This is a genomic window from Cellulomonas rhizosphaerae (assembly GCF_003470205.1).
Taxonomy (GTDB): Bacteria; Actinomycetota; Actinomycetes; order Actinomycetales; family Cellulomonadaceae; genus Cellulomonas; species Cellulomonas rhizosphaerae.
This window is the reverse complement of record NZ_QWKP01000207.1, coordinates 1-24,885: the sequence shown is the minus strand read 5'-3', so window position 1 is coordinate 24,885 and position 24,885 is coordinate 1. Positions and strand designations below refer to the sequence as shown.

28 protein-coding genes are annotated in these 24,885 nt (G+C 68.4%); all 28 read right to left on the bottom strand.

Going from position 1 to position 24,885, the window contains the following annotated elements; translation table 11 throughout:
- Position 1: 1 nt before the first annotated feature.
- On the bottom strand, positions 2 to 184 hold the full coding sequence (gene rpmD / locus D1825_RS12395) for a 50S ribosomal protein L30 (RefSeq protein ID WP_029290623.1): 183 nt from the start codon (positions 182 to 184) through the stop codon (positions 2 to 4).
- Positions 184 to 846: a 30S ribosomal protein S5 gene (rpsE, locus tag D1825_RS12390; protein ID WP_118767727.1), complete on the bottom strand. Its 663-nt coding sequence runs from the start codon at positions 844 to 846 to the stop codon at positions 184 to 186. Before rpsE ends, rpmD begins: the two co-directional genes overlap by 1 nt.
- Positions 847 to 877: 31 nt before the next feature.
- A complete protein-coding gene (gene rplR, locus D1825_RS12385; RefSeq protein WP_118767726.1) occupies positions 878 to 1,249 on the bottom strand; it encodes a 50S ribosomal protein L18 in 372 nt (123 codons plus the stop codon).
- Between the two features lie 2 nt (positions 1,250 to 1,251).
- Entirely contained in the window at positions 1,252 to 1,791 is a 540-nt protein-coding gene (gene rplF / locus D1825_RS12380; protein ID WP_118767725.1) for a 50S ribosomal protein L6, read from the bottom strand.
- A gap of 25 nt (positions 1,792 to 1,816) precedes the next feature.
- A complete protein-coding gene (gene rpsH, locus D1825_RS12375) occupies positions 1,817 to 2,215 on the bottom strand; it encodes a 30S ribosomal protein S8 (RefSeq protein ID WP_118767724.1) in 399 nt (132 codons plus the stop codon).
- Between the two features lie 83 nt (positions 2,216 to 2,298).
- Positions 2,299 to 2,484, bottom strand: coding sequence for a type Z 30S ribosomal protein S14 (locus D1825_RS12370; RefSeq protein WP_028045055.1), 186 nt, complete (start codon positions 2,482 to 2,484; stop codon positions 2,299 to 2,301).
- A gap of 2 nt (positions 2,485 to 2,486) precedes the next feature.
- Positions 2,487 to 3,059: a 50S ribosomal protein L5 gene (gene rplE / locus D1825_RS12365; RefSeq protein ID WP_118767723.1), complete on the bottom strand. Its 573-nt coding sequence runs from the start codon at positions 3,057 to 3,059 to the stop codon at positions 2,487 to 2,489.
- A complete protein-coding gene (rplX, locus tag D1825_RS12360; protein WP_118767722.1) occupies positions 3,059 to 3,400 on the bottom strand; it encodes a 50S ribosomal protein L24 in 342 nt (113 codons plus the stop codon). The genes rplE and rplX overlap by 1 nt, the downstream gene beginning before the upstream one ends.
- 2 nt (positions 3,401 to 3,402) lie before the next feature.
- Complete coding sequence (gene rplN / locus D1825_RS12355; protein WP_118767721.1) at positions 3,403 to 3,771, bottom strand: 50S ribosomal protein L14; 369 nt, start codon at positions 3,769 to 3,771, stop codon at positions 3,403 to 3,405.
- 145 nt (positions 3,772 to 3,916) lie between these two features.
- Positions 3,917 to 4,201 carry a 30S ribosomal protein S17 gene (gene rpsQ, locus D1825_RS12350; RefSeq protein WP_118767720.1) on the bottom strand — a complete coding sequence of 95 codons (285 nt, stop codon included), beginning with the start codon at positions 4,199 to 4,201 and terminating at the stop codon, positions 3,917 to 3,919.
- A gap of 7 nt (positions 4,202 to 4,208) precedes the next feature.
- The gene (gene rpmC, locus D1825_RS12345) at positions 4,209 to 4,448 is read right to left on the bottom strand and encodes a 50S ribosomal protein L29 (RefSeq protein ID WP_118767719.1); all 240 of its coding nucleotides are present in this window, start codon (positions 4,446 to 4,448) and stop codon (positions 4,209 to 4,211) included.
- Positions 4,448 to 4,864: a 50S ribosomal protein L16 gene (gene rplP, locus D1825_RS12340; RefSeq protein ID WP_013770172.1), complete on the bottom strand. Its 417-nt coding sequence runs from the start codon at positions 4,862 to 4,864 to the stop codon at positions 4,448 to 4,450. Before rplP ends, rpmC begins: the two co-directional genes overlap by 1 nt.
- Before the next feature lie 3 nt (positions 4,865 to 4,867).
- Complete coding sequence (gene rpsC / locus D1825_RS12335) at positions 4,868 to 5,701, bottom strand: 30S ribosomal protein S3 (protein WP_118767718.1); 834 nt, start codon at positions 5,699 to 5,701, stop codon at positions 4,868 to 4,870.
- Positions 5,701 to 6,072: a 50S ribosomal protein L22 gene (gene rplV / locus D1825_RS12330; protein WP_118767717.1), complete on the bottom strand. Its 372-nt coding sequence runs from the start codon at positions 6,070 to 6,072 to the stop codon at positions 5,701 to 5,703. Before rplV ends, rpsC begins: the two co-directional genes overlap by 1 nt.
- 56 nt (positions 6,073 to 6,128) lie before the next feature.
- The gene (rpsS, locus tag D1825_RS12325; RefSeq protein WP_028045064.1) at positions 6,129 to 6,410 is read right to left on the bottom strand and encodes a 30S ribosomal protein S19; all 282 of its coding nucleotides are present in this window, start codon (positions 6,408 to 6,410) and stop codon (positions 6,129 to 6,131) included.
- 12 nt (positions 6,411 to 6,422) lie between these two features.
- A complete protein-coding gene (rplB, locus tag D1825_RS12320; RefSeq protein ID WP_118767716.1) occupies positions 6,423 to 7,262 on the bottom strand; it encodes a 50S ribosomal protein L2 in 840 nt (279 codons plus the stop codon).
- A gap of 18 nt (positions 7,263 to 7,280) precedes the next feature.
- Positions 7,281 to 7,583, bottom strand: a complete 303-nt coding sequence (gene rplW, locus D1825_RS12315) for a 50S ribosomal protein L23 (RefSeq protein ID WP_118767715.1) — start codon at positions 7,581 to 7,583, stop codon at positions 7,281 to 7,283.
- The gene (gene rplD, locus D1825_RS12310) at positions 7,580 to 8,239 is read right to left on the bottom strand and encodes a 50S ribosomal protein L4 (protein WP_118767745.1); all 660 of its coding nucleotides are present in this window, start codon (positions 8,237 to 8,239) and stop codon (positions 7,580 to 7,582) included. Before rplD ends, rplW begins: the two co-directional genes overlap by 4 nt.
- 5 nt (positions 8,240 to 8,244) lie before the next feature.
- Positions 8,245 to 8,904, bottom strand: a complete 660-nt coding sequence (gene rplC / locus D1825_RS12305) for a 50S ribosomal protein L3 (protein WP_118767714.1) — start codon at positions 8,902 to 8,904, stop codon at positions 8,245 to 8,247.
- A gap of 22 nt (positions 8,905 to 8,926) precedes the next feature.
- Positions 8,927 to 9,235, bottom strand: coding sequence for a 30S ribosomal protein S10 (gene rpsJ / locus D1825_RS12300; RefSeq protein WP_013117879.1), 309 nt, complete (start codon positions 9,233 to 9,235; stop codon positions 8,927 to 8,929).
- 455 nt (positions 9,236 to 9,690) lie between these two features.
- Complete coding sequence (locus tag D1825_RS12295) at positions 9,691 to 10,617, bottom strand: hypothetical protein (protein WP_147356265.1); 927 nt, start codon at positions 10,615 to 10,617, stop codon at positions 9,691 to 9,693.
- A gap of 218 nt (positions 10,618 to 10,835) precedes the next feature.
- Positions 10,836 to 11,600, bottom strand: coding sequence for a hypothetical protein (locus D1825_RS12290; RefSeq protein WP_138067654.1), 765 nt, complete (start codon positions 11,598 to 11,600; stop codon positions 10,836 to 10,838).
- A gap of 135 nt (positions 11,601 to 11,735) precedes the next feature.
- Positions 11,736 to 12,929 (bottom strand): elongation factor Tu, encoded by a 1,194-nt coding sequence (gene tuf, locus D1825_RS12285; RefSeq protein WP_118767711.1) that lies wholly within the window; start codon positions 12,927 to 12,929, stop codon positions 11,736 to 11,738.
- Between the two features lie 121 nt (positions 12,930 to 13,050).
- Positions 13,051 to 15,153, bottom strand: a complete 2,103-nt coding sequence (gene fusA / locus D1825_RS12280; protein WP_118767710.1) for an elongation factor G — start codon at positions 15,151 to 15,153, stop codon at positions 13,051 to 13,053.
- 83 nt (positions 15,154 to 15,236) lie between these two features.
- Positions 15,237 to 15,707 (bottom strand): 30S ribosomal protein S7, encoded by a 471-nt coding sequence (rpsG, locus tag D1825_RS12275; RefSeq protein WP_118767709.1) that lies wholly within the window; start codon positions 15,705 to 15,707, stop codon positions 15,237 to 15,239.
- Complete coding sequence (gene rpsL / locus D1825_RS12270) at positions 15,707 to 16,078, bottom strand: 30S ribosomal protein S12 (RefSeq protein ID WP_013770160.1); 372 nt, start codon at positions 16,076 to 16,078, stop codon at positions 15,707 to 15,709. Before rpsL ends, rpsG begins: the two co-directional genes overlap by 1 nt.
- 467 nt (positions 16,079 to 16,545) lie before the next feature.
- Positions 16,546 to 20,415 carry a DNA-directed RNA polymerase subunit beta' gene (locus D1825_RS12265; protein ID WP_118767708.1) on the bottom strand — a complete coding sequence of 1,290 codons (3,870 nt, stop codon included), beginning with the start codon at positions 20,413 to 20,415 and terminating at the stop codon, positions 16,546 to 16,548.
- Positions 20,416 to 20,523: 108 nt separating this feature from the next.
- Positions 20,524 to 24,033, bottom strand: coding sequence for a DNA-directed RNA polymerase subunit beta (rpoB, locus tag D1825_RS12260; protein ID WP_118767707.1), 3,510 nt, complete (start codon positions 24,031 to 24,033; stop codon positions 20,524 to 20,526).
- Positions 24,034 to 24,885: the final 852 nt, after the last annotated feature.

The following is a 24,885-nucleotide window of genomic DNA, read 5'->3' as shown; positions in this document are numbered from 1 at the left end:
GTCACTCCACCTCTTCGACCGCGACGAGGTGCTGCACGGTGCGGACCATGCCGCGGATCTCAGGGCGGTCCTCCTTGACGACGACGTCGCCGATCCGCTTCAGGCCCAGCGTGCGCAACGTGTCGCGCTGGTTCTGCTTGCCACCGATGCCGGACTTCTTCTGCGTCACCTTGAGACGGGCCATCACGCACCCACCTTCTCGGCAGCCTTCGCCCGACCCTCGGCCTGGGCGCGCAGGAGCGCGGCCGGCACGACGTGCTCGACAGGCAGACCACGGCGCGCGGCCACGGCCTCCGGCTGCTCGAGACCCTTGAGGGCCGCGACAGTCGCGTGCACGATGTTGATCGCGTTCGACGAACCGAGCGACTTGCTCAGGATGTCGTGGACGCCGGCGCACTCCAGGACGGCGCGCACCGGACCACCGGCGATCACACCGGTACCCGGCGAGGCCGGACGCAGGAAGACGACGCCGGCAGCGGCCTCACCCTGGATGGGGTGAGGGATGGTGCCCTGGATGCGGGGGACGCGGAAGAAGTTCTTCTTCGCCTCCTCGACACCCTTGGCGATCGCCGCGGGCACCTCCTTGGCCTTGCCGTAGCCGACACCCACGGTGCCATCGCCATCGCCCACCACGACGAGCGCGGTGAAGCTGAAGCGGCGGCCGCCCTTGACGACCTTGGCGACGCGGTTGATCGTCACGACGCGCTCGAGGAACGCGCTCTTCTCTGCGGCGTCGCGGCCACGGCCGCCGCCGTCACGGCCACGGCCACCGTCGCGACGGTCACCGCCGCCCGTCCCGGTGCCGCCCGCGGGCGCCCCGGTGTTGCTGCGCTGAGGAGCAGCCATCAGTGAGTCCTCTTCTTCCGGTTCGTCGTCGTCACAGCGCCAGACCACCCTCGCGGGCACCGTCGGCCACCGCGGCCACACGGCCGTGGTACTTGTTGCCGCCGCGGTCGAACACGACCGCGTCGACGCCGGCTGCCTTCGCGCGCTCGGCGATCAGCTCGCCGACCTTCTTGGCCTTGGCGGTCTTGTCGCCGTCCGAGCTCCGCAGGTCGGCCTCGAGGGTCGACGCGGAGACCAGGGTCTGCCCGATGCCGTCGTCGACGACCTGAGCGGTGATGTGGCGCGCGGAGCGCGTCACGACGAGACGGGGACGCTGTGCCGAACCCGAAACCTTCTTGCGAAGGCGCAGGTGACGGCGCTGACGCGCCTTCCGCTTGCCCTTGCCGATGATCTTGATCGCCATGGCTACTTACCGGCCTTTCCGACCTTGCGGCGCACGTTCTCGCCCGCGTACCGCACGCCCTTGCCCTTGTACGGCTCAGGCTTGCGGATCTTGCGGATGTTCGCGGCGACCTCGCCAACCTGCTGCTTGTCGATGCCCTGCACCGAGAAGCGCGTCGGAGCCTCGACCACGAAGGTGATGCCCTCGGGCGGGGTGACCACGACGGGGTGGCTGAAGCCGAGCGCGAACTCGAGGTCCGTGCCCTTGGCGACGACGCGGTAACCCGTGCCGACGATCTCGAGCTTCTTGACGTAACCCTCGGTCACGCCGGTGACGAGGTTCGCCAGCAGCGTGCGGGTGAGGCCGTGCAGCGAGCGCGAGTTGCGCTCGTCGTTCGGACGGGACACGACGAGTGCGCCGTCCTCGTTTCGAACGACCTCGATGGGGGAGGCGATCGTGTGCGCGAGGGTGCCCTTGGGGCCCTTCACCGTCACGACGGCACCGTTGATGTTGACGTCCACGCCGGCCGGAACCGGGACGGGGACTCTGCCGATACGAGACATTGGCTAGCTCCTTTCCGTCTCGGAATTACCAGACGTAGGCGAGGACTTCCCCACCCACGCCCTTCTTGGCGGCCTGCTTGTCGGTCAGGAGGCCGGAGGACGTGGACAGGATCGCCACGCCGAGGCCACCGAGCACCTTGGGCAGGTTGGTCGACTTCGCGTACACGCGCAGGCCCGGCTTGGACACGCGCTTGACGCCGGCGAGCGCACGCTCGCGGTTCGGGCCGTACTTCAGCTCGATGATGAGGTTCTGGCCAACAGTGGCCTCCTCAACCTTCCAGCCGACGATGTAACCCTCGGCCTGCAGGATCTCCGCGATGTGCGACTTCAGCTTCGAGAACGGGATCGACACCTCGTCGTGGTGCGCCGAGTTCGCGTTACGCAGCCGCGTGAGCAGGTCTGCGATCGGGTCGGTCATGGTCATGGGGGCTTCCGCCCTTCCTCGCCGGGGTATCCCGCCCTGCTCTCGCAGGGCGGGACCTACCGACGCTTGTACTTACTGAGTGATTACCAGCTGCTCTTGGTGACGCCGGGGAGCTCGCCGCGGTGGGCCATCTCCCGCACGCAGATCCGGCACAGGCCGAACTTGCGGTACACCGAGTGCGGACGGCCGCAGCGCTGGCAGCGCGTGTAGCCGCGAACCGCGAACTTCGGCTTCGCAGCCGCCTTGTTCTTCAGAGCGGTCTTCGCCATGGTCAGTTCTCCTTGAACGGGAAGCCGAGGAGCTTGAGGAAAGCGCGACCCTCGTCGTCCGTGTCAGCGGTGGTGACGATCGTGATGTCCATGCCGCGGACACGGTCGATCTTGTCCTGGTCGATCTCGTGGAACATCGACTGCTCCGTGAGGCCGAACGTGTAGTTGCCGTGGCCGTCGAACTGCTTGGGCGACAGGCCGCGGAAGTCACGGATGCGCGGGAGCGCGGTCGACAGCAGTCGGTCCAGGAACTCCCAGGCACGGTCGCCGCGCAGCGTGACGTGCGCGCCGATCGGCATGCCCTCACGCAGCTTGAACTGGGCGATCGACTTGCGGGCCTTGGTGACCTGCGGCTTCTGGCCCGTGATCTGCGTGAGGTCGCGGATGGCGCCCTCGATCAGCTTCGAGTCCTTGGCGGCGTCACCGACACCCATGTTCACGACAACCTTCACCAGGCGCGCGACCTGGTTGATGTTCTCGTGGGAGAAGTCCTTGAAGAGGGCCGGCTTGATCTCGTCGGCGTACTTCGTCTTGAGGCGGGGCAGTGCCGGGGCCTCGATGGTCGTCTCGGTCATCAGACGTCCTTCCCGGAGCGCTTGGCGATGCGGACGCGAACGGTCCGGGTACGGCCGTCACGCTCGACCTGCTCGGTGCGGTAGCCCACCCGGGTGCCCTTCTTGGTCTCCGGGTCGACGAGCATCACGTTGCTGATGTGGATGGGGGCCTCGACGGTCTCGATGCCACCGGTGCGCGTGCCACGCTGCGTCTGGCCGGCCTTCACGTGCTTCTGCACGCGCTGGACGCCCTCGACGACGACGCGCTGCGTCTCGGTGAGAACCTCGAGGACACGGCCCTCGCGGCCCTTGTCGCGGCCGGAGATGACGACGACGAGGTCGCCCTTCTTGATCTTCGCCATGGTCAGAGCACCTCCGGCGCCAGCGAGATGATCTTCATGAACTTCTTGTCGCGAAGCTCGCGGCCCACGGGGCCGAAGATGCGCGTGCCACGGGGCTCCCCGTCGTTCTTGAGGATCACTGCGGCGTTCTCGTCGAACTTGATGTACGAACCGTCCGGACGGCGGCGCTCCTTGCGGGTGCGCACGATGACGGCCTTGACGACGTCACCCTTCTTGACGTTGCCGCCAGGGATCGCGTCCTTCACGGTGGCGACGATGATGTCGCCGATTCCGGCGTAGCGGCGTCCCGAGCCACCGAGAACGCGGATGCAGAGAATCTCCTTGGCACCCGTGTTGTCGGCGACGCGAAGCCGCGTCTCCTGCTGGATCATCTACCTACTCCTGTCGTCTGGCGGGTTCTGCACTGCGCTTCTCGCAGGCAGCCTGGCCGAACGGATAGTTGCCGTGATGCACACGTTGCGGCGGGGCCTCCTCGCGGTGACCCCGCCGCCCGTGGGCAACTGGGGGTGGTGCTGCTTACTTGGCCTTCTCGAGGACCTCGACCAGACGCCACCGCTTGGTGGCGCTGAGCGGACGGGTCTCCATGATCAGCACGAGGTCGCCCACGCCCGCCGAGCTCAGCTCGTCGTGCGCCTTGACCTTGCTGGTGCGTCGGATGACCTTGCCGTAGAGCGGGTGCTTGACCCGGTCCTCGACCTCGACCACGACGGTCTTGTCCATCTTGTCGCTCACGACGTAGCCCCGACGCGTCTTGCGGTACGCGCGGTGCTCAGCCGTGGCGGTGGTGTGCTTGTCAGTCATGTCAGCCTCACTCGCTCGCGGTCGGAGCGGTACGGATGCCGAGCTCGCGCTCGCGCAGGATCGTGTAGATCCGAGCGATGTCGCGGCGCACGGCCTTGAGACGCCCGTGGCTCTCGAGCTGACCGGTCGCCGACTGGAAGCGGAGGTTGAACAGCTCCTCCTTGGACTTCTTCAGCTCGGCAACCAGCTTCTCGTCGTCAAAGGCGTCGAGCTCGGTGGGAGCCAGGTCCTTGGTCCCGATAGTCATCAGTTACCACCCTCGCGAACCACAAAACGGGTCTTCATGGGGAGCTTGTGCTGCGCGCGACGCATGGCCTCGCGAGCCAGGGGCTCCGGAACACCGGCGAGCTCGAACATCACTCGGCCCGGCTTGACGTTGGCGATCCACCACTCGGGCGAACCCTTGCCGGAACCCATGCGGGTCTCGGCAGGCTTCTTCGTGAGGGGGCGGTCCGGGTAGATGTTGATCCAGACCTTTCCTCCACGCTTGATGTGGCGGGTCATGGCGATACGAGCAGCCTCGATCTGGCGGTTCGTGACGTAGGCGGGCTCGAGAGCCTGGATGCCGTACTCACCGAACGAGATCGACGTACCACCGGTCGCGGCGCCGGAGCGCCCCGGGTGGTGCTGCTTGCGGTGCTTCAGCCTGCGCGGGATCAGCACGGCTCAGGCCTCCGTTCCGGACTCAGGGGTCGCCTCGGGGTTGGCCTCGACGGCCGACTCCGCTGCAGGAGCGTCCGTCCGCTCGCGACGGGGGCCGGCGGCACGGGGGCCGCGGTCTCCGCCACGCTCGGGACGGTCGCCACGCGGGCCGCGGGACGGACGCGGAGCCTGGGTCGCCTGCTCGCGAGCAAACTCCTTCTCCGTCATGTCGCCCTTGTAGACCCACACCTTGACGCCGATGCGACCGAAGGTGGTACGGGCCTCGAAGAACCCGTAGTCGATGTTCGCGCGCAGCGTGTGCAGCGGCACACGACCCTCGCGGTAGAACTCCGTACGGCTCATCTCCGCGCCGCCGAGGCGGCCGGAGACCTGCACGCGGATGCCCTTGGCGCCGGCGCGCTGCGCCGACTGGATGCCCTTGCGCATGGCACGGCGGAACGAGACACGGCTCGCCAGCTGCTCGGCGATGCCCTGAGCGACCAGCTGCGCCTCGATCTCGGCGTTCTTGACCTCGAGGATGTTGAGCTGCACCTGCTTGCCCGTGAGCTTCTCGAGCTCGCCGCGGATGCGGTCGGCCTCCGCGCCACGACGCCCGATGACGATGCCCGGGCGGGCGGTGTGGATGTCGACGCGAACGCGGTCACGCGTGCGCTCGATCTCGACCTTGGCGATGCCGGCGCGCTCGAGACCCGTGCTCATGAGCTTGCGGATCTGGACGTCCTCGCGGACGTAGTCGCGGTAGCGCTGGCCCGGCTTGGTCGAGTCAGCGAACCACCGCGAGCGGTGATCGGTGGTGATGCCCAGGCGATACCCGAGCGGGTTGACCTTCTGTCCCACTATCGGGTCCGTCCCTTCGTGCTCTGGCGCTCGGCAACCACCACGGTGATGTGGCTGGAACGCTTGAGGATCTGGCTCGCACGGCCCTGCGCCCGGGGGCGGAACCGCTTGAGGGTCGGCCCCTCGTCGACGAAGACCTCGGAGATGTAGAGGTCCGCCTCGTCGAGACGCTCACTGTTGCGCTTGGCACCCTCGACCGCGTTCGCGATCGCGGACTGCACCGTCTTGAGGACGGGCTCCGCCGCAGACTGCGGTGCGAACTTCAGCACCGCGACGGCCTCGCCGGCCTGCTTGCCACGGATGAGGTCCACGACGCGCCGGGCCTTCTGGGGAGTGACGCGGACGAACCGCGCGCTCGCCTTGGCTTCCATTGCTGTCCTGCTCTCTTGTCTCTGCCGGTGAGGGCGTCGCCTGGCTGACCCGGGGGTCAGCGGCGACGGCCCTTCCGGTCGTCCTTCTCGTGGCCGCGGAACGTCCGCGTCGGAGCGAACTCGCCGAGCTTGTGCCCGACCATCGACTCCGTCACGAACACCGGGGTGTGCTTGCGTCCGTCGTGCACGGCAAAGGTGTGGCCGAGGAAGTCCGGGGTGATCACGGAACGGCGCGACCACGTCTTGATGACGTTCTTCGTGCCGGCCGTGTTCTGGACATCGACCTTCTTCTGCAGGTGACCGTCGACGAACGGGCCCTTCTTCAGGCTACGTGGCATCTCAGGCTCCTATCAGCGCTTGTTCTTGCCGGTGCGCCGACGGCGCACGATGAGCTTGTCGCTCGGCTTGTTCGGGTGGCGGGTACGGCCCTCGGCCTGGCCCCACGGGCTGACGGGGTGACGTCCACCGGACGTCTTGCCCTCGCCACCACCGTGCGGGTGGTCGATCGGGTTCATGGCGACACCACGGACGGAGGGGCGCTTGCCCTTCCACCGCATACGGCCGGCCTTGCCCCAGTTGATGTTCGACTGCTCGGCGTTGCCCACCTCGCCGACCGTGGCGCGGCAGCGCAGGTCGACGTTGCGGATCTCACCGGACGGCAGACGCAGCTGGGCGTAGGGGCCGTCCTTGGCGACGAGCTGCACGGACGCACCAGCCGAACGGGCGATCTTCGCGCCGCCACCGGGCTTCAGCTCGATGGCGTGGATGACCGTACCGGTCGGGATGTTGCGCAGCGGCAGGTTGTTGCCGGGCTTGATGTCGGCGCCGGGGCCGTTCTCGATGACGTCACCCTGCGACAGCTTGTTCGGCGCGATGATGTAGCGCTTCTCGCCGTCCGCGTAGTGCAGGAGCGCGATGCGCGCCGTGCGGTTGGGGTCGTACTCGATGTGAGCGACCTTGGCCGGCACGCCGTCCTTGTCGTGACGACGGAAGTCGATGACGCGGTACGCACGCTTGTGACCGCCACCCTTGTGACGGGTGGTGATGCGGCCGGTGGAGTTGCGGCCACCGGTCTTGTGCAGCGGACGGACCAGCGACTTCTCCGGCGTGGAGCGCGTGATCTCGACGAAGTCGGCGACCGACGAGCCACGACGGCCCGGGGTAGTCGGCTTGTACTTACGGATTCCCATGAGTTCTCAGTCCTTCGATCAGCCGACCGGACCGCCGAAGATGTCGATCGTGCCCTCGCGGAGGGTGACGATCGCACGCTTCGTGTCCTTGCGGCGGCCGGTGCCGAAACGGGTCCGACGGGACTTGCCCTGTCGGTTCGCGGTGTTGACCGAGTCGACCTTGACGCCGAAGACCTGCTCGACGGCGATCTTGATCTCAGTCTTGTTGGCGCGCGGGTCGACGAGGAAGGTGTACTTCCCCTCGTCCAGCAGGCCGTAGCTCTTCTCCGACACGACGGGGGCGAGCAGGATGTCGCGCGGGTTCTTCCCGAGGTCGCTCACTTGGACTCCTCCTTCGCACCCTTGACGGGGCCGGCGAGGAACGCGTCGAGCGCGCCCTGCGTGAAGACGACGTCATCCGAGATGAGCACGTCGTACGTGTTGAGCTGGTCGGCGACGAGCAGGTGGACCCGCTCGACGTTGCGCAGCGACTTCCACGTGATCTCGTCCGAACGCTCGACGACGACCAGGACGTTCTTGCGACCCGAGAGGTTCGCGAGCACGTTCAGGGCCGACTTGGTCGAGGGCGCGGTACCGGGCGCGAAGCCCGTCACGACGTGCACGCGGCCGGCGCGGGCGCGGTCCGAGAGAGCACCGCGGAGCGCCGCGGCCTTCATCTTCTTGGGGGTGCGCTGGCTGTAGTCGCGCGGCGTGGGGCCGTGGACGACGCCACCACCGGCGAACTGAGGTGCACGGGTCGAGCCCTGACGGGCGCGGCCGGTGCCCTTCTGCTTGTACGGCTTGCGGCCACCACCACGGACCTCGCCACGAGACTTCGTGTCGTGGGTGCCCTGGCGAGCCGCCGCGCGCTGCGCGACGACGACCTGGTGGATCAGCGGAACATTGGTCTGCACGTCGAAGACGTCCGCGGGCAGCTCGGCCTGGCCGGCCTTGGTGCCCTGGGCGTCGAGGACGTCGACGGTCAGCGTGTCACTCATCGTGTTCACGCACCCTTCGCAGCGGAACGCACGACGACGACGCCACCCTTGGGGCCGGGAACGGCACCCTTGACGAGGATGAGACCCCGCTCGGCGTCGACCGCGTGCACGGTCAGGTTCTGGGTGGTCTGACGGGCGACGCCCATCCGACCGGCCATCTTGATGCCCTTGAACACGCGCGACGGCGTCGAAGCGCCACCGATCGAGCCGGGCTTGCGGTGGTTGCGGTGCGCACCGTGGGAAGCGCCGACTCCGTGGAAGCCGTGGCGCTTCATGACACCAGCGGTGCCCTTGCCCTTGGTGGTACCGATGACGTCGACGATCTGGCCGGCCTCGAAGGCCGCCGCGGTGATCTCCTGACCGAGCGCGAACTCGGCAGCGTCGGACGTACGGATCTCGGCCACGTGCCGGCGGGGGGTGACCCCGGCCTTCTCGAAGTGGCCCTTCAGCGGCTTGGTGACCTTGCGCGGGTCGATCTGGCCGTAGGCCAGCTGGACCGCGGCGTAGCCGTCAGCGTCAGCGGAGCGCACCTGGGTGACAACGTTCGTACCGACCTCGACGACCGTCACGGGAACGAGGCGTCCTGCCTCGTCCCAGAGCTGGGTCATGCCGAGCTTGCGGCCGAGCAGAGCCGTCACGGGGCGCTCGTTCTGCTGGGTAACCATAGAAATCAGTTCCTTCCCAGCGTCAGAGCTTGATCTCGATGTTCACGTCCGCAGGCAGGTCGAGACGCATGAGCGAGTCGACGGCCTTCGGCGTGGGATCGATGATGTCGATGAGCCGCTTGTGCGTGCGCATCTCGAAGTGCTCGCGGCTGTCCTTGTACTTGTGGGGCGACCGGATGACGCAGAACACGTTCTTCTCCGTCGGCAACGGCACCGGACCCACGACCGACGCACCAGCGCGAGTCACCGTGTCGACGATCTTGCGCGCCGAGCTGTCGATGACCTCGTGGTCGTAGGACTTGAGCCTGATGCGGATCTTCTGTCCCGCCATGGCGTCGTCTCAATCTCTCTCTTCGAACCGGGACCGTCCGACCCCCGCACTCGGGCGTGTCGCTCTTCGCGCCATGCCCGTGCGCTGCGTACCGTGAGGCACGAGGTCGGTGGTTGTTGTCGAGCGTCCACCACCGGGTTGACCCCGGGGTCCGGACACTCGCCACGTCTGTCAGCCCTGCTGGTCGAGCGCGCACGAACGCGCCACCTCAGCGGGCAACTTGTACAGTCTGCCAGACGCCCCAACCAAAGGCCAATCGCCTCGGTCACACCGAGGCCGCCGCCCACGGTGATCTCGCGCACACCCACCGACCCGGTGGGCCCAAGGTCCCACCGACCGGCCCTCCCGACCGCCCGCCCGCCGCCCGCCGCACTCTCGCTGCCGAGCGCAGGTCGTGCGGACCGAGCGCGGGTGCCGCGCCGTGCGCGCTGGGTCCGTTCCACCCGCGCTCGTGGTCAGAGGACTCCGGCGGCACGGAGGTGGGCCGCGAAAGCTCGTGCGTCGAGCGCCGTCTGCCACGTCCAACGGGTCACCCCGAGGCCGGTCGCGCGGATCCGGTCCTCGCGGAGCTTCTCGGTCCAGACCCGCTCCTCGACGGCCGCCTGGTCCTCCAGACCGTCCACGCGGTACTTGAGTCGACCGTCGAACTCGCCGACCAGGCCGAGGTGCTCCCACCAGAAGTCGGCGCGCGCGACGAAGCCCCGGGCGTCCCGGACCGTGTGCTGCAGCCGGGGCAGAGGCGCGGCGAGCTCGATCATCCGTGCGCGGCTCAGCGACTCCCCCGCCGACTCGGACAGATGGTCGGCGAGCTCGGCGACCCGACGAGCCGCCCGGCTGCCGCGTCGGGCACCGAGCGCCGCGGCGGCCTCAACGAGCCCCTCCGCGGATGCGATCTTGGTCCGTAGAGCGTGGTCAGCCATCGCGAGCGCCGTGGCGAACGGACTCACGCGTGCCATGTCGATGACGGTCGCTGCCGCGTCGGTGACGCGGATCCCGTCGTGGTTGACCACCGGAACGTCGAGATCGCTGGCGTGCCGCACCACGCCGGGCCATGACCGGCCACCGCGAGCGGCACTGCCGGCGACGTGGACCTCGGCCGGCCACCTCCCGATCAACGGGAGGTCCCACACGACCGCAGCCGAGAAGTGGGTGAACACCGGGCCGCTCAACGAGCGGGATGCTGCTTCGACCTGGAGCCGGTACCGAGAACGCGGGGAGAGGTCCTGCCACCGCTCCGTGTCCAGGTAGGCGTCGCGCCGCACCCGGACGACCCTCGAGGCGGCGGCCGCTCTGCGCAACGTGCGCGGGTCGAGCCCGGCTGCGCGGGCGTGCGTGCTGTGCACCAACCCACGCCCGACGAGTCCCGCGATCGCGTCATCCACCACCCGCGCACGATCCCACCGCCCACGAATCCCCGTCGCCGGTCATCCACACCCACACCCACACTCGCCGCCACGAGCGCCTCGCTCCCGCCATGCCCGACCACGTCGCGAGCGCGGGCCCTACGGACCAGGCGCAGGTGACGCGCCACGCGCGCTCGGTCCGCAGCACCCGCGCTCGGTGGAGAGTCGGGGACGGGCGGGCAGGGCGGGCGGGGAGGTCAGGGGGACTGGGTGTCCGGGTGGTCGATCGTCAGGGTGCCGAGGCCGCCGCCGACGTTCACCGTGTAGTAGTCGTCGCCGCGGGGCTTCGTCGCCAGGTCCGTGCCCGCGCCGACGCCCTGCGTCTTCGTGCCGTCGATCGCCACGGTGCCGACGCCCGACGTCACGTGGGCCACCGCACCGGTGTCCTGCGGGAGGTGGACCACGAGGTCCTGCGCGCCGGCGGACTGGTCGATCGTCACGGCACCGTCGGGCTTCGGCAGCGTCAGCGTGATGAGCCGCGCTCCCCCGCTCAGGTCCAGCGCCGCGAGCCGGCCCCCGGTCAGGTTCACGTCGACCGTGTCCATGCCCTCGGTGATCGCCAGGGTCCAGACCACGTCGGGCGCGAGGCGCAGGTGGACGATGCCGCCGCGCAGCTCGAGGCGGTCACCATCGACCGTCGGCTGGTCCGCCCCGTCACTCTCCGCGCGCAGGAGGTCGTCGTCGGAGGCGTCGGCTGTCACCTGCAGCGCCTGGGCGCTGCCCGAGAGGGTCAGGGTCGCGGCATCGTCGGTTCCGCGGGCGACGGTCGCCGGCTCCTGCTGCGCCGTGCCGCCGGTGCCGTCGGCGAGCTCGTCAGCCGGACCGTCGTCGGACCACGGCCGGGTGACGACGAGCGCGATGACGACGGCCACCGCGACGCACGCGGCCACGATGATCCAGCCCGTCCGGGTGGCACGCGGGGGGCGCTGCGAACGACGGGCGGGGGCGGTGTCGATGGTCACGAGCGCCGACGGTACCCACACCGCGGACGGCCCGCACCCGATGTGAAACGTTCAAGTCGCGCGTGACCAGCGAAAAGGCCCGGGTGCCGAAGCACCCGGGCCTTCCCGGTGGATCAGTGCCCCGAGGGGCTCAGATCACTTGATGATCTTGATGACGCGGCCCGAGCCAACGGTGCGGCCACCCTCACGGATGGCGAAGCCGAGGCCCTCCTCCATCGCGATGGGCTGGATCAGCGTGACGGAGATCTCCGTGTTGTCGCCGGGCATGACCATCTCGGTGCCCTCGGGCAGCGTGATGACGCCGGTGACGTCGGTCGTACGGAAGTAGAACTGGGGGCGGTAGTTCCCGTAGAACGGGTTGTGACGGCCACCCTCGTCCTTGGCCAGGATGTAGACCTGGCCCTCGAACTCCGTGTGCGGCGTGATCGAGCCGGGCTTGACGACGACCTGGCCGCGCTCGACCTCCTCGCGCTTCGTGCCACGCAGGAGCAGACCGACGTTCTCGCCGGCCTCGGCGTAGTCGAGCAGCTTGCGGAACATCTCGACGCCGGTGACCGTGGTCTTGATCGCCTTCTCCTTGATACCGACGATCTCCACCTCCTCGTTCACCTTGAGCGAGCCACGCTCGACGCGACCGGTGACGACCGTGCCACGACCGGTGATCGTGAAGACGTCCTCGATCGGCATGAGGAACGGCTTGTCGATGTCGCGCACCGGGTCCGGCACGTTCTCGTCGACAGCGTCCAGCAGGTCCTCGACGGACTTGACCCACTGCGGGTCGCCCTCGAGCGCCTTGAGGCCCGAGACGCGCACGACGGGGACGTCGTCACCCTCGAAGCCCTGGGCGGAGAGGAGCTCGCGCACCTCCATCTCGACGAGGTCCAGGATCTCCTCGTCGTCGACCATGTCGGTCTTGTTCAGCGCGACGAGCAGGTAGGGCACGCCGACCTGACGGGCGAGCAGGACGTGCTCACGCGTCTGGGCCATCGGGCCGTCCGTCGCTGCAACCACGAGGATGGCGCCGTCCATCTGCGCCGCGCCCGTGATCATGTTCTTGATGTAGTCCGCGTGACCGGGAGCGTCGACGTGAGCGTAGTGACGCTTCTCCGTCTGGTACTCCACGTGCGCGATGTTGATGGTGATGCCGCGCTGCTTCTCCTCAGGCGCCTTGTCGATCTCGTCGAAAGGCGTGAAGGGGTTCAGGTCGGGGTACTTGTCGTGCAGCACCTTCGAGATCGCGGCGGTCAGCGTCGTCTTGCCGTGGTCGACGTGACCGATGGTCCCGATGTTGACGTGCGGCTTCGTCCGCTCGAACTTCGCCTTGCCCACTGGGTGTCCTCCTCAGGACTTGGTAGAGATTGCCCGTCTGCCGGTACCGGACGGTACCTGCCAGGCGTGCTGTCCTACGGGTCGGTTTATGTGATGGAACTACAGGGTTCGACCTGTGGGACTACTCGCCCCGGGTCTTCTTGATGATCTCCTCGGCAACATTCCGAGGAACCTCGGCGTAGCTGTCGAACTGCATCGAGTACACCGCACGGCCCTGCGTCTTGGAACGCAGGTCGCCGACGTACCCGAACATCTCAGAGAGAGGAACCTGGGCGCGAATGACCTTCACACCCGTGGCGTCCTCCATGGACTGGATCATGCCGCGGCGCGAGTTGATGTCGCCGATGACGTCACCCATGTACTCCTCAGGAGTACGGACCTCGACGGCCATGACCGGCTCGAGCAGAACCGGGTCGGCCTTGCGGACCGCTTCCTTGAGGATCATCGAGCCCGCGATCTTGAACGCCATCTCCGAGGAGTCGACGTCGTGCGCGGCACCGTCGAGCAGGATCGCCTTGACGCCCACCAGGGGGAAGCCCGCCAGGACGCCGAGCTGCATCGCGCTCTGGATACCCGCGTCGACAGACGGGATGTACTCGCGCGGGATGCGGCCACCGGTGACCTTGTTCGAGAACTCGTACAGCTCGCCCTCGGCCGGGTCCAGAGGCTCGAAGCTCATCTGCACCTTGGCGTACTGGCCCGATCCACCGGTCTGCTTCTTGTGGACGTAGTCCATCTTCTCGACCGTGCGGCGGATCGTCTCGCGGTACGCGACCTGCGGCTTGCCGACGTTGGCCTCGACCTTGAACTCGCGACGCATGCGGTCGACGAGGATGTCGAGGTGGAGCTCGCCCATGCCGCCGATGACGGTCTGGCCGGTCTCCTCGTCGTGCTTGACGCGGAAGGTCGGGTCCTCCTCGGCGAGCTTCTGGATGGCGACGGAGAGCTTCTCCTGGTCGCCCTTCGTCTTCGGCTCGATGGCCACGTCGATGACGGGCTCCGGGAAGGTCATCGACTCGAGCACCACGGGTGCCGACGGGTCGCTCAGGGTGTCACCGGTGGTGACGTCCTTGAGGCCGATGAACGCGTAGATGTGGCCGGCCGTGGCGTCCTCGACCGGGTTCTCCTTGTTGGAGTGCATCTGGAAGAGCTTCCCGATGCGCTCCTTCTTGTTCTTGGTCGAGTTGAGCACCTGCGCGCCCTGCGACACCTTGCCGGAGTAGACCCGGACGTAGGTGAGCTTGCCGAAGAACGGGTGCGACGCGACCTTGAACGCGAGGGCCGAGAACGGCTCCGTCGAGTCGGGGTGACGCTCGACCACGAGCTCGGGGTCCTTCATGTCGTGGCCCTCGACTGCCGGGACGTCCAGGGGCGTCGGCAGGTAGTCGATGACGGCGTCGAGCATGGGCTGGACGCCCTTGTTCTTGAACGCCGAGCCGCACAGGACCGGGTAGGCCTCGCTCGCGACCGTGAGCTTGCGGATGCCGGCCTTGATCTCGGCAACCGTCAGCTCCTCGCCGCCGAGGAACTTCTCGAGCAGCTCGTCGTCGGTCTCGGCGACGGCCTCGAGGAGCTCGGCACGGTACTGGTCGGCCTTCTCGACGAGGTCGGCGGGGATCTCCTCGACCTCGTACTTCTCGCCCAGGGCCGTCTCGCCGCGCCACACGAGCGCGCGCATCTCGACCAGGTCGACGACGCCGATGAAGTCGTTCTCGGCACCGATCGGCAGCTGGATGACCAGCGGCTTGGCCTTGAGGCGGTCGACGATCGTCTTGACCGTGAAGTAGAAGTCCGCGCCGAGCTTGTCCATCTTGTTGACGAAGCAGATGCGCGGGACGTCGTACTTGTCGGCCTGGCGCCAGACGGTCTCCGACTGGGGCTCGACGCCCTCCTTGCCGTCGAACACGGCGACGGCACCGTCGAGGACGCGCAGCGAGCGCTCGACCTCGACCGTGAAGTCCACGTGGCCCGGGGTGTCGATGATGTTGATCTGGTTGTTCTTCCAGTAGCAGGTCGTCGCGGCGGACGTGATCGTGATGCCGCGCTCCTGCTCCTGCTCCATCCAGTCCATCGTCGACGCACCGTCGTGCGTCTCACCAATCTTGTAGTTGACCCCGGTGTAGAACAGGATCCGCTCGGTGGTGGTGGTCTTGCCGGCATCGATGTGAGCCATGATGCCGATGTTGCGGACCTTCGTGAGGTCCGTCAGCACATCCAGTGCCACGTGAGTTGCCCCTTATCGGTTGGCGTAGGTGGTCCCGCGGGCCCGCCCGCTTGCACAGGCGGGCCGCGGCGACCGGGCTGGTGTTACCAGCGGTAGTGCGCGAAGGCCTTGTTGGACTCGGCCATCTTGTGCATGTCCTCACGACGCTTGACCGCGGCACCGAGGCCGTTGGACGCGTCGAGGATCTCGTTCATCAGACGCTCGGTCATGGTCTTCTCGCGACGAGCGCGCGAGTAGTCCGTGAGCCAGCGCAGCGCGAGGGTCGTCTGGCGAACCGGACGGACCTCGACGGGGACCTGGTAGGTCGCGCCACCGACGCGGCGCGAGCGCACCTCGAGCGAGGGGCGCACGTTGTCGAGCGCGCGCTTGAGCACGACGACCGGGTCGCCCTGCGTCTTCTCGCGCACACCCTCGAGGGCGCCGTAGACGATCGCCTCAGCGACCGACTTCTTGCCGTCGAGAAGGATCTTGTTGATGAGCTGCGTGACGACCGGGGACCCGTAGACGGGGTCGACGATCAGCGGCCGCTTCGGGGCCGGACCCTTGCGAGGCATCAGCCCACCTTCTTCGCGCCGTAGCGGCTACGCGCCTGCTTGCGGTTCTTGACACCCTGCGTGTCGAGGGCGCCGCGGACGATCTTGTAACGCACACCGGGGAGGTCCTTCACGCGGCCACCGCGGACGAGCACGATGGAGTGCTCCTGCAGGTTGTGACCGACACCCGGGATGTACGCCGTGACCTCGACCTGGCTCGAGAGGCGAACGCGCGCGACCTTGCGGAGGGCGGAGTTCGGCTTCTTCGGGGTCGTGGTGTAGACGCGGGTGCACACACCGCGTCGCTGGGGGCTGCCCTTGAGGGCAGGCGTCTTCGACTTGTTCGTCTTCGCCTGCCGGCCCTTGCGGACCAGCTGCTGGATCGTAGGCACTACGTCTCCGTCTGTTGGATGAGCTCTGGTCGACCGGATCCCGTCACCCTGGACGGCCGGCATGTTCGAGGAGTGCCGCCCGTCGCGCGGCTGCCTCGGTCTGTCTGGAGTCCCGAACCGACCCCCGCACCCGGGCGTGTCGCCCCGTTCTCCGGCACCGGCGGCCTGCCAGGTCTCCCTGGCCGAATCGACGATGCTGGTGGACGGATCTCCACCCCGGCGCACCACCCGGACGAGTCCGGTGCGAGTGCACGCACGAGGGCCCGACGGCGCGGGCACGGTGTCCAACGTTACCTGGCGCTCCGGAGGGCGTCAAAGTGGCTGACCAGCGCGACGGCCGGGCACCACCGTGGGCAGAGGACGTCCCCACGTTACGCCCCAGGCCGCCACCGCGCACCAGGGACGAAAGGCCCGAGGGGGCCCACCGCGGACGGTGGACCCCCTCGGGGAGAAGCAGACGTACGAGATCAGCGGAAGTCGCCGAAGTCGATGTCCTCGAGCGGGATCGCCTCGCCGGAGCCGAGGCCCAGGGCGGGGAAGTCGATCTCGTCGTAGCCGAAGGTCGGGTACAGCTCGGCCTTGGCCTCCTCGGTCGGCTCCACCGCGATGTTGCGGTAGCGGGGCAGGCCCGTACCGGCGGGGATGAGCTTGCCGAGGATGACGTTCTCCTTGAGACCCAGCAGCGGGTCGGACCGGCCCGACATCGCGGCCTCGGTGAGGACGCGCGTCGTCTCCTGGAAGGAGGCCGCCGACAGCCACGAGTCCGTCGCGAGCGAGGCCTTCGTGATGCCCATGAGCTCCGGACGACCCGAGGCCGGCTGGCCACCCTCGGACACGGCCTTGCGGTTCGCGTCCTCGAAGCGGCCACGCTCGGCGAGCTCGCCGGGCAGCAGGTCCGTCGTGCCCGAGTCCAGCACGGTCACGCGACGCAGCATCTGCCGCACGATGACCTCGATGTGCTTGTCGTGGATGTCCACGCCCTGCGAGCGGTAGACCTCCTGGACCTGGTCGACCAGGTGCTCCTGCGTCTTGCGCGGGCCGAGGATGCGCAGGACCTTCTTCGGGTCCACGGCACCCTGGACGAGCGACATGCCGACCGTCACACGGTCGCCCTCCTGCACGAGCAGGCGCGAGCGCTTGGTGATCGGGTAGGCCACGGGCTCGATCTCGGAGTCGTCCGGCGTGAGCAGGATGCGCCGCGAGCGGTCACCCTCCTCGATCGTGACGACGCCCGAGTACTCCGCGATGGGCGCCTCACCCTTGGGGGTGCGGGCCTCGAAGAGCTCCTGGACACGCGGCAGACCCTGCGTGATGTCGTCGGCCGACGCCACACCACCGGTGTGGAAGGTACGCATGGTCAGCTGCGTGCCGGGCTCGCCGATCGACTGGGCCGCGATGATGCCGACGGCCTCGCCGATGTCGACGAGCTTGCCGGTGGCCAGCGAGCGGCCGTAGCACTTGGCGCAGGTCCCGACGCGCGACTCGCAGGTCAGCACCGAACGCACCTTGAGCGCGTCGACACCACCCTCGAGCAGGCGGTCGAGCAGGACGTCGCCCACGTCGTCGCCGGCGTGGCCGACGATCTCGCCGTCCACCTCGACGTCGGTGGCCAGCGTGCGCGAGTAGACGCTCGTCTCGACCTTGTCGTGACGACGCAGGCCGTTCGTGCCCGCCACGCCGATCGGCATGGACAGGCCACGCTCAGTCCCGCAGTCCTCCTCGCGAACGATGACGTCCTGCGACACGTCCACCAGACGACGCGTGAGGTAGCCCGAGTCGGCGGTCCGCAGAGCGGTGTCCGCCAGACCCTTGCGGGCACCGTGCGTGGCGATGAAGTACTCGAGGACGGACAGGCCCTCGCGGTAGTTGGACTTGATCGGGCGAGGGATGATCTCGCCCTTCGGGTTCGCCACGAGGCCGCGCATACCGGCGATCTGACGGACCTGCATCCAGTTACCACGCGCACCCGAACCCACCATGCGGTACACGGTGTTGCGGTCCGGGAAGGACTTGCGCATCGCGTCGGCGACCTCCTCGGTCGCACGGGTCCAGATCTCGATGAGCTCCTGGCGGCGCTCGTCGTCGGTGATCAGGCCCTTCTCGTACTGGCCCTGCACCTTGGCGGCCCGACCCTCGTAGTCCTCGAGGATCGCGGCCTTGCCGGACGGCGTGGCCACGTCGGAGATCGCGATGGTGACACCCGAGCGGGTGGCCCAGCGGAAGCCGGCCTCCTTGAGCGCGTCGAGGGACGCCGCGACGGCGACCTTCGGGTAGCGCTCGGCGAGGTCGTTGACGATGACCGAGAGGCGCTTCTTGTCGACGACGCCGTTCTCGTACGGGTAGTCGACGGGCAGCAGCTCGTTGAAGAGCGCACGACCCAGCGTCGTCTCGTAGACCAGCGGCTCACCCTCGGACCAGCCCTCGGGCGCGTCCTCGGGTGCGAGCACCAGGTCGTCGAAGAGGATCCGGACCACGGCGTTCAGGTCCAGGCTGTGCTGGTCGAACGCCATGATCGCCTCGGACACCGAGCTGAACGTGCGGCCGGCGCCGAGGGCGTCGTTCCGGTCCGACGTCAGGTGGTACAGACCGATGATCATGTCCTGCGAGGGCATGGTCACCGGACGGCCGTCCGACGGCTTGAGGATGTTGTTGCTCGAGAGCATGAGGATGCGGGCCTCGGCCTGCGCCTCCGCGCTCAGGGGCAGGTGCACGGCCATCTGGTCACCGTCGAAGTCCGCGTTGAACGCGGCGCAGACGAGCGGGTGCAGGTGGATGGCCTTGCCCTCGACCAGCTGGGGCTCGAACGCCTGGATGCCGAGACGGTGCAGCGTGGGTGCGCGGTTGAGCAGCACCGGGTGCTCCGTGATGACCTCTTCGAGGACGTCCCAGACGACGGGGCGCGCGCGCTCCACCATCCGCTTGGCCGACTTGATGTTCTGCGCGTGGTTGAGGTCCACGAGGCGCTTCATCACGAACGGCTTGAAGAGCTCCAGGGCCATCTGCTTGGGCAGACCGCACTGGTGCAGCTTGAGCTGCGGGCCGACGACGATGACCGAACGGCCCGAGTAGTCGACGCGCTTGCCGAGCAGGTTCTGACGGAAACGCCCCTGCTTGCCCTTGAGCATGTCGGAGATCGACTTGAGCGGGCGGTTGCCCGGACCCGTCACCGGACGGCCACGGCGGCCGTTGTCGAACAGCGAGTCGACGGCCTCCTGGAGCATCCGCTTCTCGTTGTTGACGATGATCTCCGGCGCGCCCAGGTCGAGCAGGCGCTTGAGCCGGTTGTTGCGGTTGATCACGCGGCGGTACAGGTCGTTCAGGTCGGACGTCGCGAAACGGCCACCGTCGAGCTGGACCATCGGACGCAGGTCCGGCGGGATGACCGGGACGGCGTCGAGCACCATGCCGGTGGGCGAGTTGCTCGTCGTGAGGAACGCGTTGACGACCTTCAGACGCTTGAGGGCACGCGTCTTGCGCTGGCCCTTGCCCGTCTTGATGATCTCGCGCAGCGAGTCGGACTCGGCCTCGAGGTCGAAGGCCTCGAGGCGCTTCTGGATCGCCGCGGCGCCCATCGAGCCCTCGAAGTAGTTGCCGTACCGGTCCTGCAGGGCGCGGTAGAGCAGCTCGTCGCCCTCGAGGTCGGCGACCTTGAGGTTCTTGAAGCGGTCCCAGACGTTGTCGAGGCGGTCGATCTCGAGGTCCGCACGCTTGCGGATCTGCGCCATCTCGCGCTCGGCCGAGTCGCGGACCTTGCGGCGCGCGTCTGCCTTGGCACCCTCGGCCTCGAGCTCGGCCAGGTCGGCCTCGAGCTTCGTGGCGCGGGTGTTCACGTCGTTGTCGCGGCGGTCCGAGATCTCCTTGCGCTCCAGGTCGATCTCGTTCTGGAGGTTGGGGAGGTCCTCGTGCCGACCGTCGACGTCGACCCAGGTGATCATGTACGCCGCGAAGTAGATGACCTTCTCGAGGTCCTTCGGGGCGAGGTCCAGCAGGTAGCCCAGTCGCGAGGGCACACCCTTGAAGAACCAGATGTGCGTGACGGGCGCGGCGAGCTCGATGTGGCCCATGCGCTCACGACGGACCTTCGAGCGGGTCACCTCGACGCCGCAGCGCTCGCAGATGATGCCCTTGAAGCGCACGCGCTTGTACTTGCCGCAGTTGCACTCCCAGTCCCGGGTGGGACCGAAGATCTTCTCGCAGAACAGGCCATCCTTCTCCGGCTTCAGGGTCCGGTAGTTGATGGTCTCGGGCTTCTTCACCTCGCCGTGCGACCAGGCACGGATGTCGTCGGCCGAGGCAAGGCCGATACGCAGCTCGTCGAAGACGTTGACGTCGAGCAAGGGGGGTCCTACTTCCTTCGCTTGCCGGCTCGTGCCGGCGGACGGAAATGGTGCAAGGGGTGCGGGCGCCCGCCGCCCACCCGTGAGGAAGGGCGGCGGGGCTCGGCGTCAGATCTCTTCGATGCTGCTGGCGTTGGGCCGGCGCGACAGGTCGATGCCGAGCTCCTCCGCTGCGCGGTAGACCTCGTCGTCGTTGTCCTTCATGTCGATGGAGACGCCGTCCGAGGACAGCACCTCGACGTTCAGGCAGAGCGACTGCATCTCCTTGAGGAGGACCTTGAAGGACTCGGGGATGCCCGAGTCGGGGATGTTCTCCCCCTTCACGATCGCCTCGTAGACCTTGACGCGGCCGGGCACGTCGTCCGACTTGATGGTGAGCAGCTCCTGCAGGGTGTAGGCAGCGCCGTACGCCTCGAGGGCCCACACCTCCATCTCACCGAACCGCTGACCACCGAACTGCGCCTTACCACCCAGCGGCTGCTGCGTGATCATCGAGTACGGGCCGGTCGAGCGGGCGTGGATCTTGTCGTCGACCAGGTGGTGCAGCTTGAGGATGTACATGTAGCCGACCGAGACCGCCTCCGGGAACGGCTCGCCGGAGCGGCCGTCGAAGAGGAGTCCCTTGCCGTCGCCACCGACGGTGCGGACACCGTCGCGGTTCGGCAGCGTGCTCGAGAGCAGCCCGGTCAGGGCGTTCTCCTGCAGGCCGTCGAAGACCGGCGTCGCGACCGGGTTGCCCGGCCCGCTGCTCGCGGCGATGGCGGGGACGTTGTCCTTCCAGGACAGGTCGCCCTCCGTGGCCAGGGAGATGTCCCAGCCCTGCGCGGCGATCCACCCGAGGTGGACCTCCAGCACCTGGCCGACGTTCATGCGCCCGGGCACACCCATCGGGTTGAGGATGATGTCGACCGGCGTGCCGTCCGCGAGGAACGGCATGTCCTCCTGCGGCAGGATCGTCGAGATGACGCCCTTGTTGCCGTGGCGGCCGGCCAGCTTGTCGCCCGCCGTGATCTTGCGGCGCTGGGCGATGTAGACGCGGACCAGCTCGTTCACGCCGGCCGGCAGCTCGTCGCCGTCGTCGCGGCTGAACGTGCGGACCTCGATGACCGTGCCGGACTCGCCGTGGGGCACCTTGAGCGACGTGTCGCGGACCTCGCGAGCCTTCTCACCGAAGATCGCGCGGAGCAGGCGCTCCTCCGGGGTCAGCTCGGTCTCGCCCTTGGGCGTCACCTTGCCGACGAGGATGTCGCCGGCTGCGACCTCGGCGCCGATGCGGATGATGCCGCGCTCGTCCAGGTCCGCGAGGACCTCCTCGGAGACGTTCGGGATGTCCCGCGTGATCTCCTCCGGGCCGAGCTTGGTGTCGCGCGCGTCGACCTCGTGCTCCTCGATGTGGATCGAGGACAGCACGTCGTCCTGCACGAGACGCTGCGACAGGATGATCGCGTCCTCGTAGTTGTGGCCCTCCCACGACATGAACGCGACCAGGAGGTTGCGGCCGAGCGCGAGCTCGCCCTCGTCCGTGGCCGGTCCGTCGGCGAGCACCGAGCCGGGCTCGACGCGGGCGCCGGCGTCGACCAGCACGCGCTGGTTGTAGCTGGTGCCCTGGTTGGAGCGACGGAACTTCGCGACGCGGTGCGTCGTGGTGGTGGCGTCGTCGTTCGCGATCGTGATGAGCTCGGCCGACACCTCCGTGACCACACCGGGCTTGCTCGCGACGATGACGTCGCCCGCGTCGATGGCCGCGCGGCGCTCCATGCCGGTGCCGACGAACGGCGCCTCGGAACGGACCAGCGGCACCGCCTGGCGCTGCATGTTGGCACCCATGAGGGCGCGGTTTGCGTCGTCGTGCTCGAGGAACGGGATCAGGGCCGTGGCCACCGACACCATCTGGCGCGGGGAGACGTCCATGTAGTCGACGTTCTCGCCGGCGACGTACTCGATCTCGCCGCCCTTGACGCGAACCAGGACGCGGTCCTCCTCGAAGTGGCCGTTGGCCTTGAGGGGGGCGTTGGCCTGGGCGATGACGAAGCGGTCCTCGTCGTCGGCGGTGAGGTACTGGACCTCGTCGCTGACCTTGCCCTTGATGACCTTGCGGTACGGGGTCTCGACGAAGCCGAACGGGTTGATCCGCCCGTACGTCGCGAGCGAGCCGATCAGGCCGATGTTCGGGCCCTCAGGGGTCTCGATCGGGCACATGCGGCCGTAGTGCGACGGGTGGACGTCACGGACCTCCATGCCGGCGCGGTCACGGGACAGACCACCCGGGCCCAGCGCGGACAGACGACGCTTGTGCGTCAGGCCGGCGAGCGGGTTGTTCTGGTCCATGAACTGCGAGAGCTGCGACGTGCCGAAGAACTCCTTGATCGACGCCACCACGGGGCGGATGTTGATCAGGGTCTGCGGCGTGATCGCCTCGACGTCCTGCGTCGTCATGCGCTCGCGCACGACGCGCTCCATCCGGGACAGGCCCGTACGGACCTGGTTCTGGATGAGCTCGCCGACCGCGCGGATGCGACGGTTGCCGAAGTGGTCGATGTCGTCGGGCTCGACGCGGACCTCGACGGCCTCGCCGGCACGCGTGCCCGGCAGGGTCACGACGTCGGCGTGCAGCGCGGCGAGGTACTTGATCGTGGCGACGACGTCGGCCAGCGACAGCACCGAGTCGGCCAGGGGCACGTCGATGCCGAGCTTCTTGTTCAGCTTGTAGCGGCCGACCTTCGCGAGGTCGTAGCGCTTCGGGTTGAAGTAGAAGTTCTCGAGCAGTGCGCGACCGGCCTCGACCGTGGGCGGCTCGCCCGGGCGGATCTTGCGGTAGAGGTCGAGCAGCGACTCGTCCTGCGTCTGGACGTGGTCCTTCTCGAGCGTGTCGATGACCGCCGGGAACGCGCCGAACTCCTCGCGGATCTCGGCCTCGCTCATGCCGAGGGCCTTGAGCAGCACGGTCGCGTTCTGCTTGCGCTTGCGGTCGACGCGGACGCCGACGTTGTCGCGCTTGTCGATCTCGAACTCGAGCCAGGCGCCGCGGCTCGGGATGACCTTGGCGGTGAGGATGTCCTTGTCGGACGTCTTGTCCGCGGTGCGCTCGAAGTAGACGCCCGGCGAGCGGACGAGCTGCGAGACGACGACGCGCTCGGTGCCGTTGATGATGAACGTGCCGCGCTCGCTCATGAGCGGGAAGTCGCCCATGAAGACCGTCTGGCTCTTGATCTCACCGGTGGTGTAGTTCACGAACTCCGCGGTGACGAACAGCGGGGCAGCGAACGTGAAGTCCTTCTCCTTGCACTCCTCGGCCGTGTACTTCGGCGGCTCGAAGCGGTGCTCGCGGAACGACAGCGACATGGTGCCGCCGAAGTCCTCGATCGGGGAGATCTCCTCGAAGATCTCCTCGAGACCGGCGGTCCCGGGAACGTCCTGGCGGCCGGCCTCGAGAGCGGCGGCCACGCGGGCCTGCCAGCGCTCGTTGCCGAGCAGCCAGTCGAAGCTCTCGGTCTGCAGACCGAGGAGGTCGGGAACCTCGAGGGGCTCGTGGATCTTGGCGAAGGAGATGCGACGTGATGCGGTGCGGTTCGCAACGGCGTCGGCGGACGGAGCAGAAGGGGTGCGCGAGGCAGCCAAGAGGGGTCCTTCCCTGCAGTTCGTTTGCACGCAGCGCGGGATCCCGGCGGATCACGACCCCCCGGCCTCGCAGCACTCCACGTCGCGCACGTACGACGTGTGAGGGCTCGGGTTATACGGGATCGCGGGCACAGGCCAGCGCAAAGCGCTAGCATACGCAGCCCGTAGGGGAAAGTCCACCCGGCACGGACGGCCGCCAGCGACCCGGGCGTCACCGCCCTTGGACGACTCCCTCGTCGTCGGTCGCCATGGTGACACACGCCACCCCTCCGGCGAAACTCCGCCCCGCCGCGCGCGTTGCCCCCCGCGCTCGGTCCGCCCCGCGCGTCGCCACCCGCCCCCGCTCGCCGAGGGCGCCTCGCACCCGCACCACGACGCGAGCGCGGGTGCTACGGCGCGAGCGCGGGTGGCACGCCACCCGCGCTCGGTCCGCACGACCCGCGCTCGGCATAAGTGCCAGCGCGAGGTGGTCCTCGCCGGACCCGGAGGACGACGTGCACCATCCACGCCGTCCTCTGCCGCCCGAGCAGGTGGCCGTTGCCGACCGGAGCGGCGGCCGCGCCGAGCGCGGGTGTCGCGGCGCGAGCGCGGGTGGCGCGCCATACGCGCTCCGTCCGCAGTACCCGCGCTCGGCGAAGCGGAGAGCGTGCAGGGCGGGCGAGCGGGGCTGGAGCGGGAGTGCAGGTGGTGGCGCGAGGCGGTCCTCGCGGGAGCCCGGGAGCGGGCGTGCCGCCCGCTGCCGTCGGGCCGTCGCCCGCTGCAGCCCAGGCGACGGGCCACGCCGAGCGCGGGTGTCGCGGCGCGAGCGCGGGTGGCGCGCCATACGCGCTCGGTCCGCACTACCCGCGCTCG

Bases quoted from the DNA above. Each gene is read 5' to 3' on its own strand.
- rplB (WP_118767716.1), bottom strand. From the start codon at position 7,262: ATGGGAATCCGTAAGTACAAGCCGACTACCCCGGGCCGTCGTGGCTCG.
- rpsQ (WP_118767720.1), bottom strand. From the start codon at position 4,201: ATGACTGACAAGCACACCACCGCCACGGCTGAGCACCGCGCGTACCGC.
- rplR (WP_118767726.1), bottom strand. From the start codon at position 1,249: ATGGCGATCAAGATCATCGGCAAGGGCAAGCGGAAGGCGCGTCAGCGC.
- rpsS (WP_028045064.1), bottom strand. From the start codon at position 6,410: ATGCCACGTAGCCTGAAGAAGGGCCCGTTCGTCGACGGTCACCTGCAG.
- rpmD (WP_029290623.1), bottom strand. From the start codon at position 184: ATGGCCCGTCTCAAGGTGACGCAGAAGAAGTCCGGCATCGGTGGCAAG.
- rplF (WP_118767725.1), bottom strand. From the start codon at position 1,791: ATGTCTCGTATCGGCAGAGTCCCCGTCCCGGTTCCGGCCGGCGTGGAC.
- rplX (WP_118767722.1), bottom strand. From the start codon at position 3,400: ATGGCGAAGATCAAGAAGGGCGACCTCGTCGTCGTCATCTCCGGCCGC.
- rplN (WP_118767721.1), bottom strand. From the start codon at position 3,771: ATGATCCAGCAGGAGACGCGGCTTCGCGTCGCCGACAACACGGGTGCC.
- rplE (WP_118767723.1), bottom strand. From the start codon at position 3,059: ATGACCGAGACGACCATCGAGGCCCCGGCACTGCCCCGCCTCAAGACG.
- D1825_RS12370 (WP_028045055.1), bottom strand. From the start codon at position 2,484: ATGGCGAAGACCGCTCTGAAGAACAAGGCGGCTGCGAAGCCGAAGTTC.
- rpsH (WP_118767724.1), bottom strand. From the start codon at position 2,215: ATGACCATGACCGACCCGATCGCAGACCTGCTCACGCGGCTGCGTAAC.
- rpsG (WP_118767709.1), bottom strand. From the start codon at position 15,707: ATGCCTCGCAAGGGTCCGGCCCCGAAGCGGCCGCTGATCGTCGACCCC.
- rplV (WP_118767717.1), bottom strand. From the start codon at position 6,072: ATGGAAGCCAAGGCGAGCGCGCGGTTCGTCCGCGTCACTCCCCAGAAG.
- rplD (WP_118767745.1), bottom strand. From the start codon at position 8,239: ATGAGTGACACGCTGACCGTCGACGTCCTCGACGCCCAGGGCACCAAG.
- rpmC (WP_118767719.1), bottom strand. From the start codon at position 4,448: ATGACTATCGGGACCAAGGACCTGGCTCCCACCGAGCTCGACGCCTTT.
- rpsE (WP_118767727.1), bottom strand. From the start codon at position 846: ATGGCTGCTCCTCAGCGCAGCAACACCGGGGCGCCCGCGGGCGGCACC.
- rplC (WP_118767714.1), bottom strand. From the start codon at position 8,904: ATGGTTACCCAGCAGAACGAGCGCCCCGTGACGGCTCTGCTCGGCCGC.
- rpsJ (WP_013117879.1), bottom strand. From the start codon at position 9,235: ATGGCGGGACAGAAGATCCGCATCAGGCTCAAGTCCTACGACCACGAG.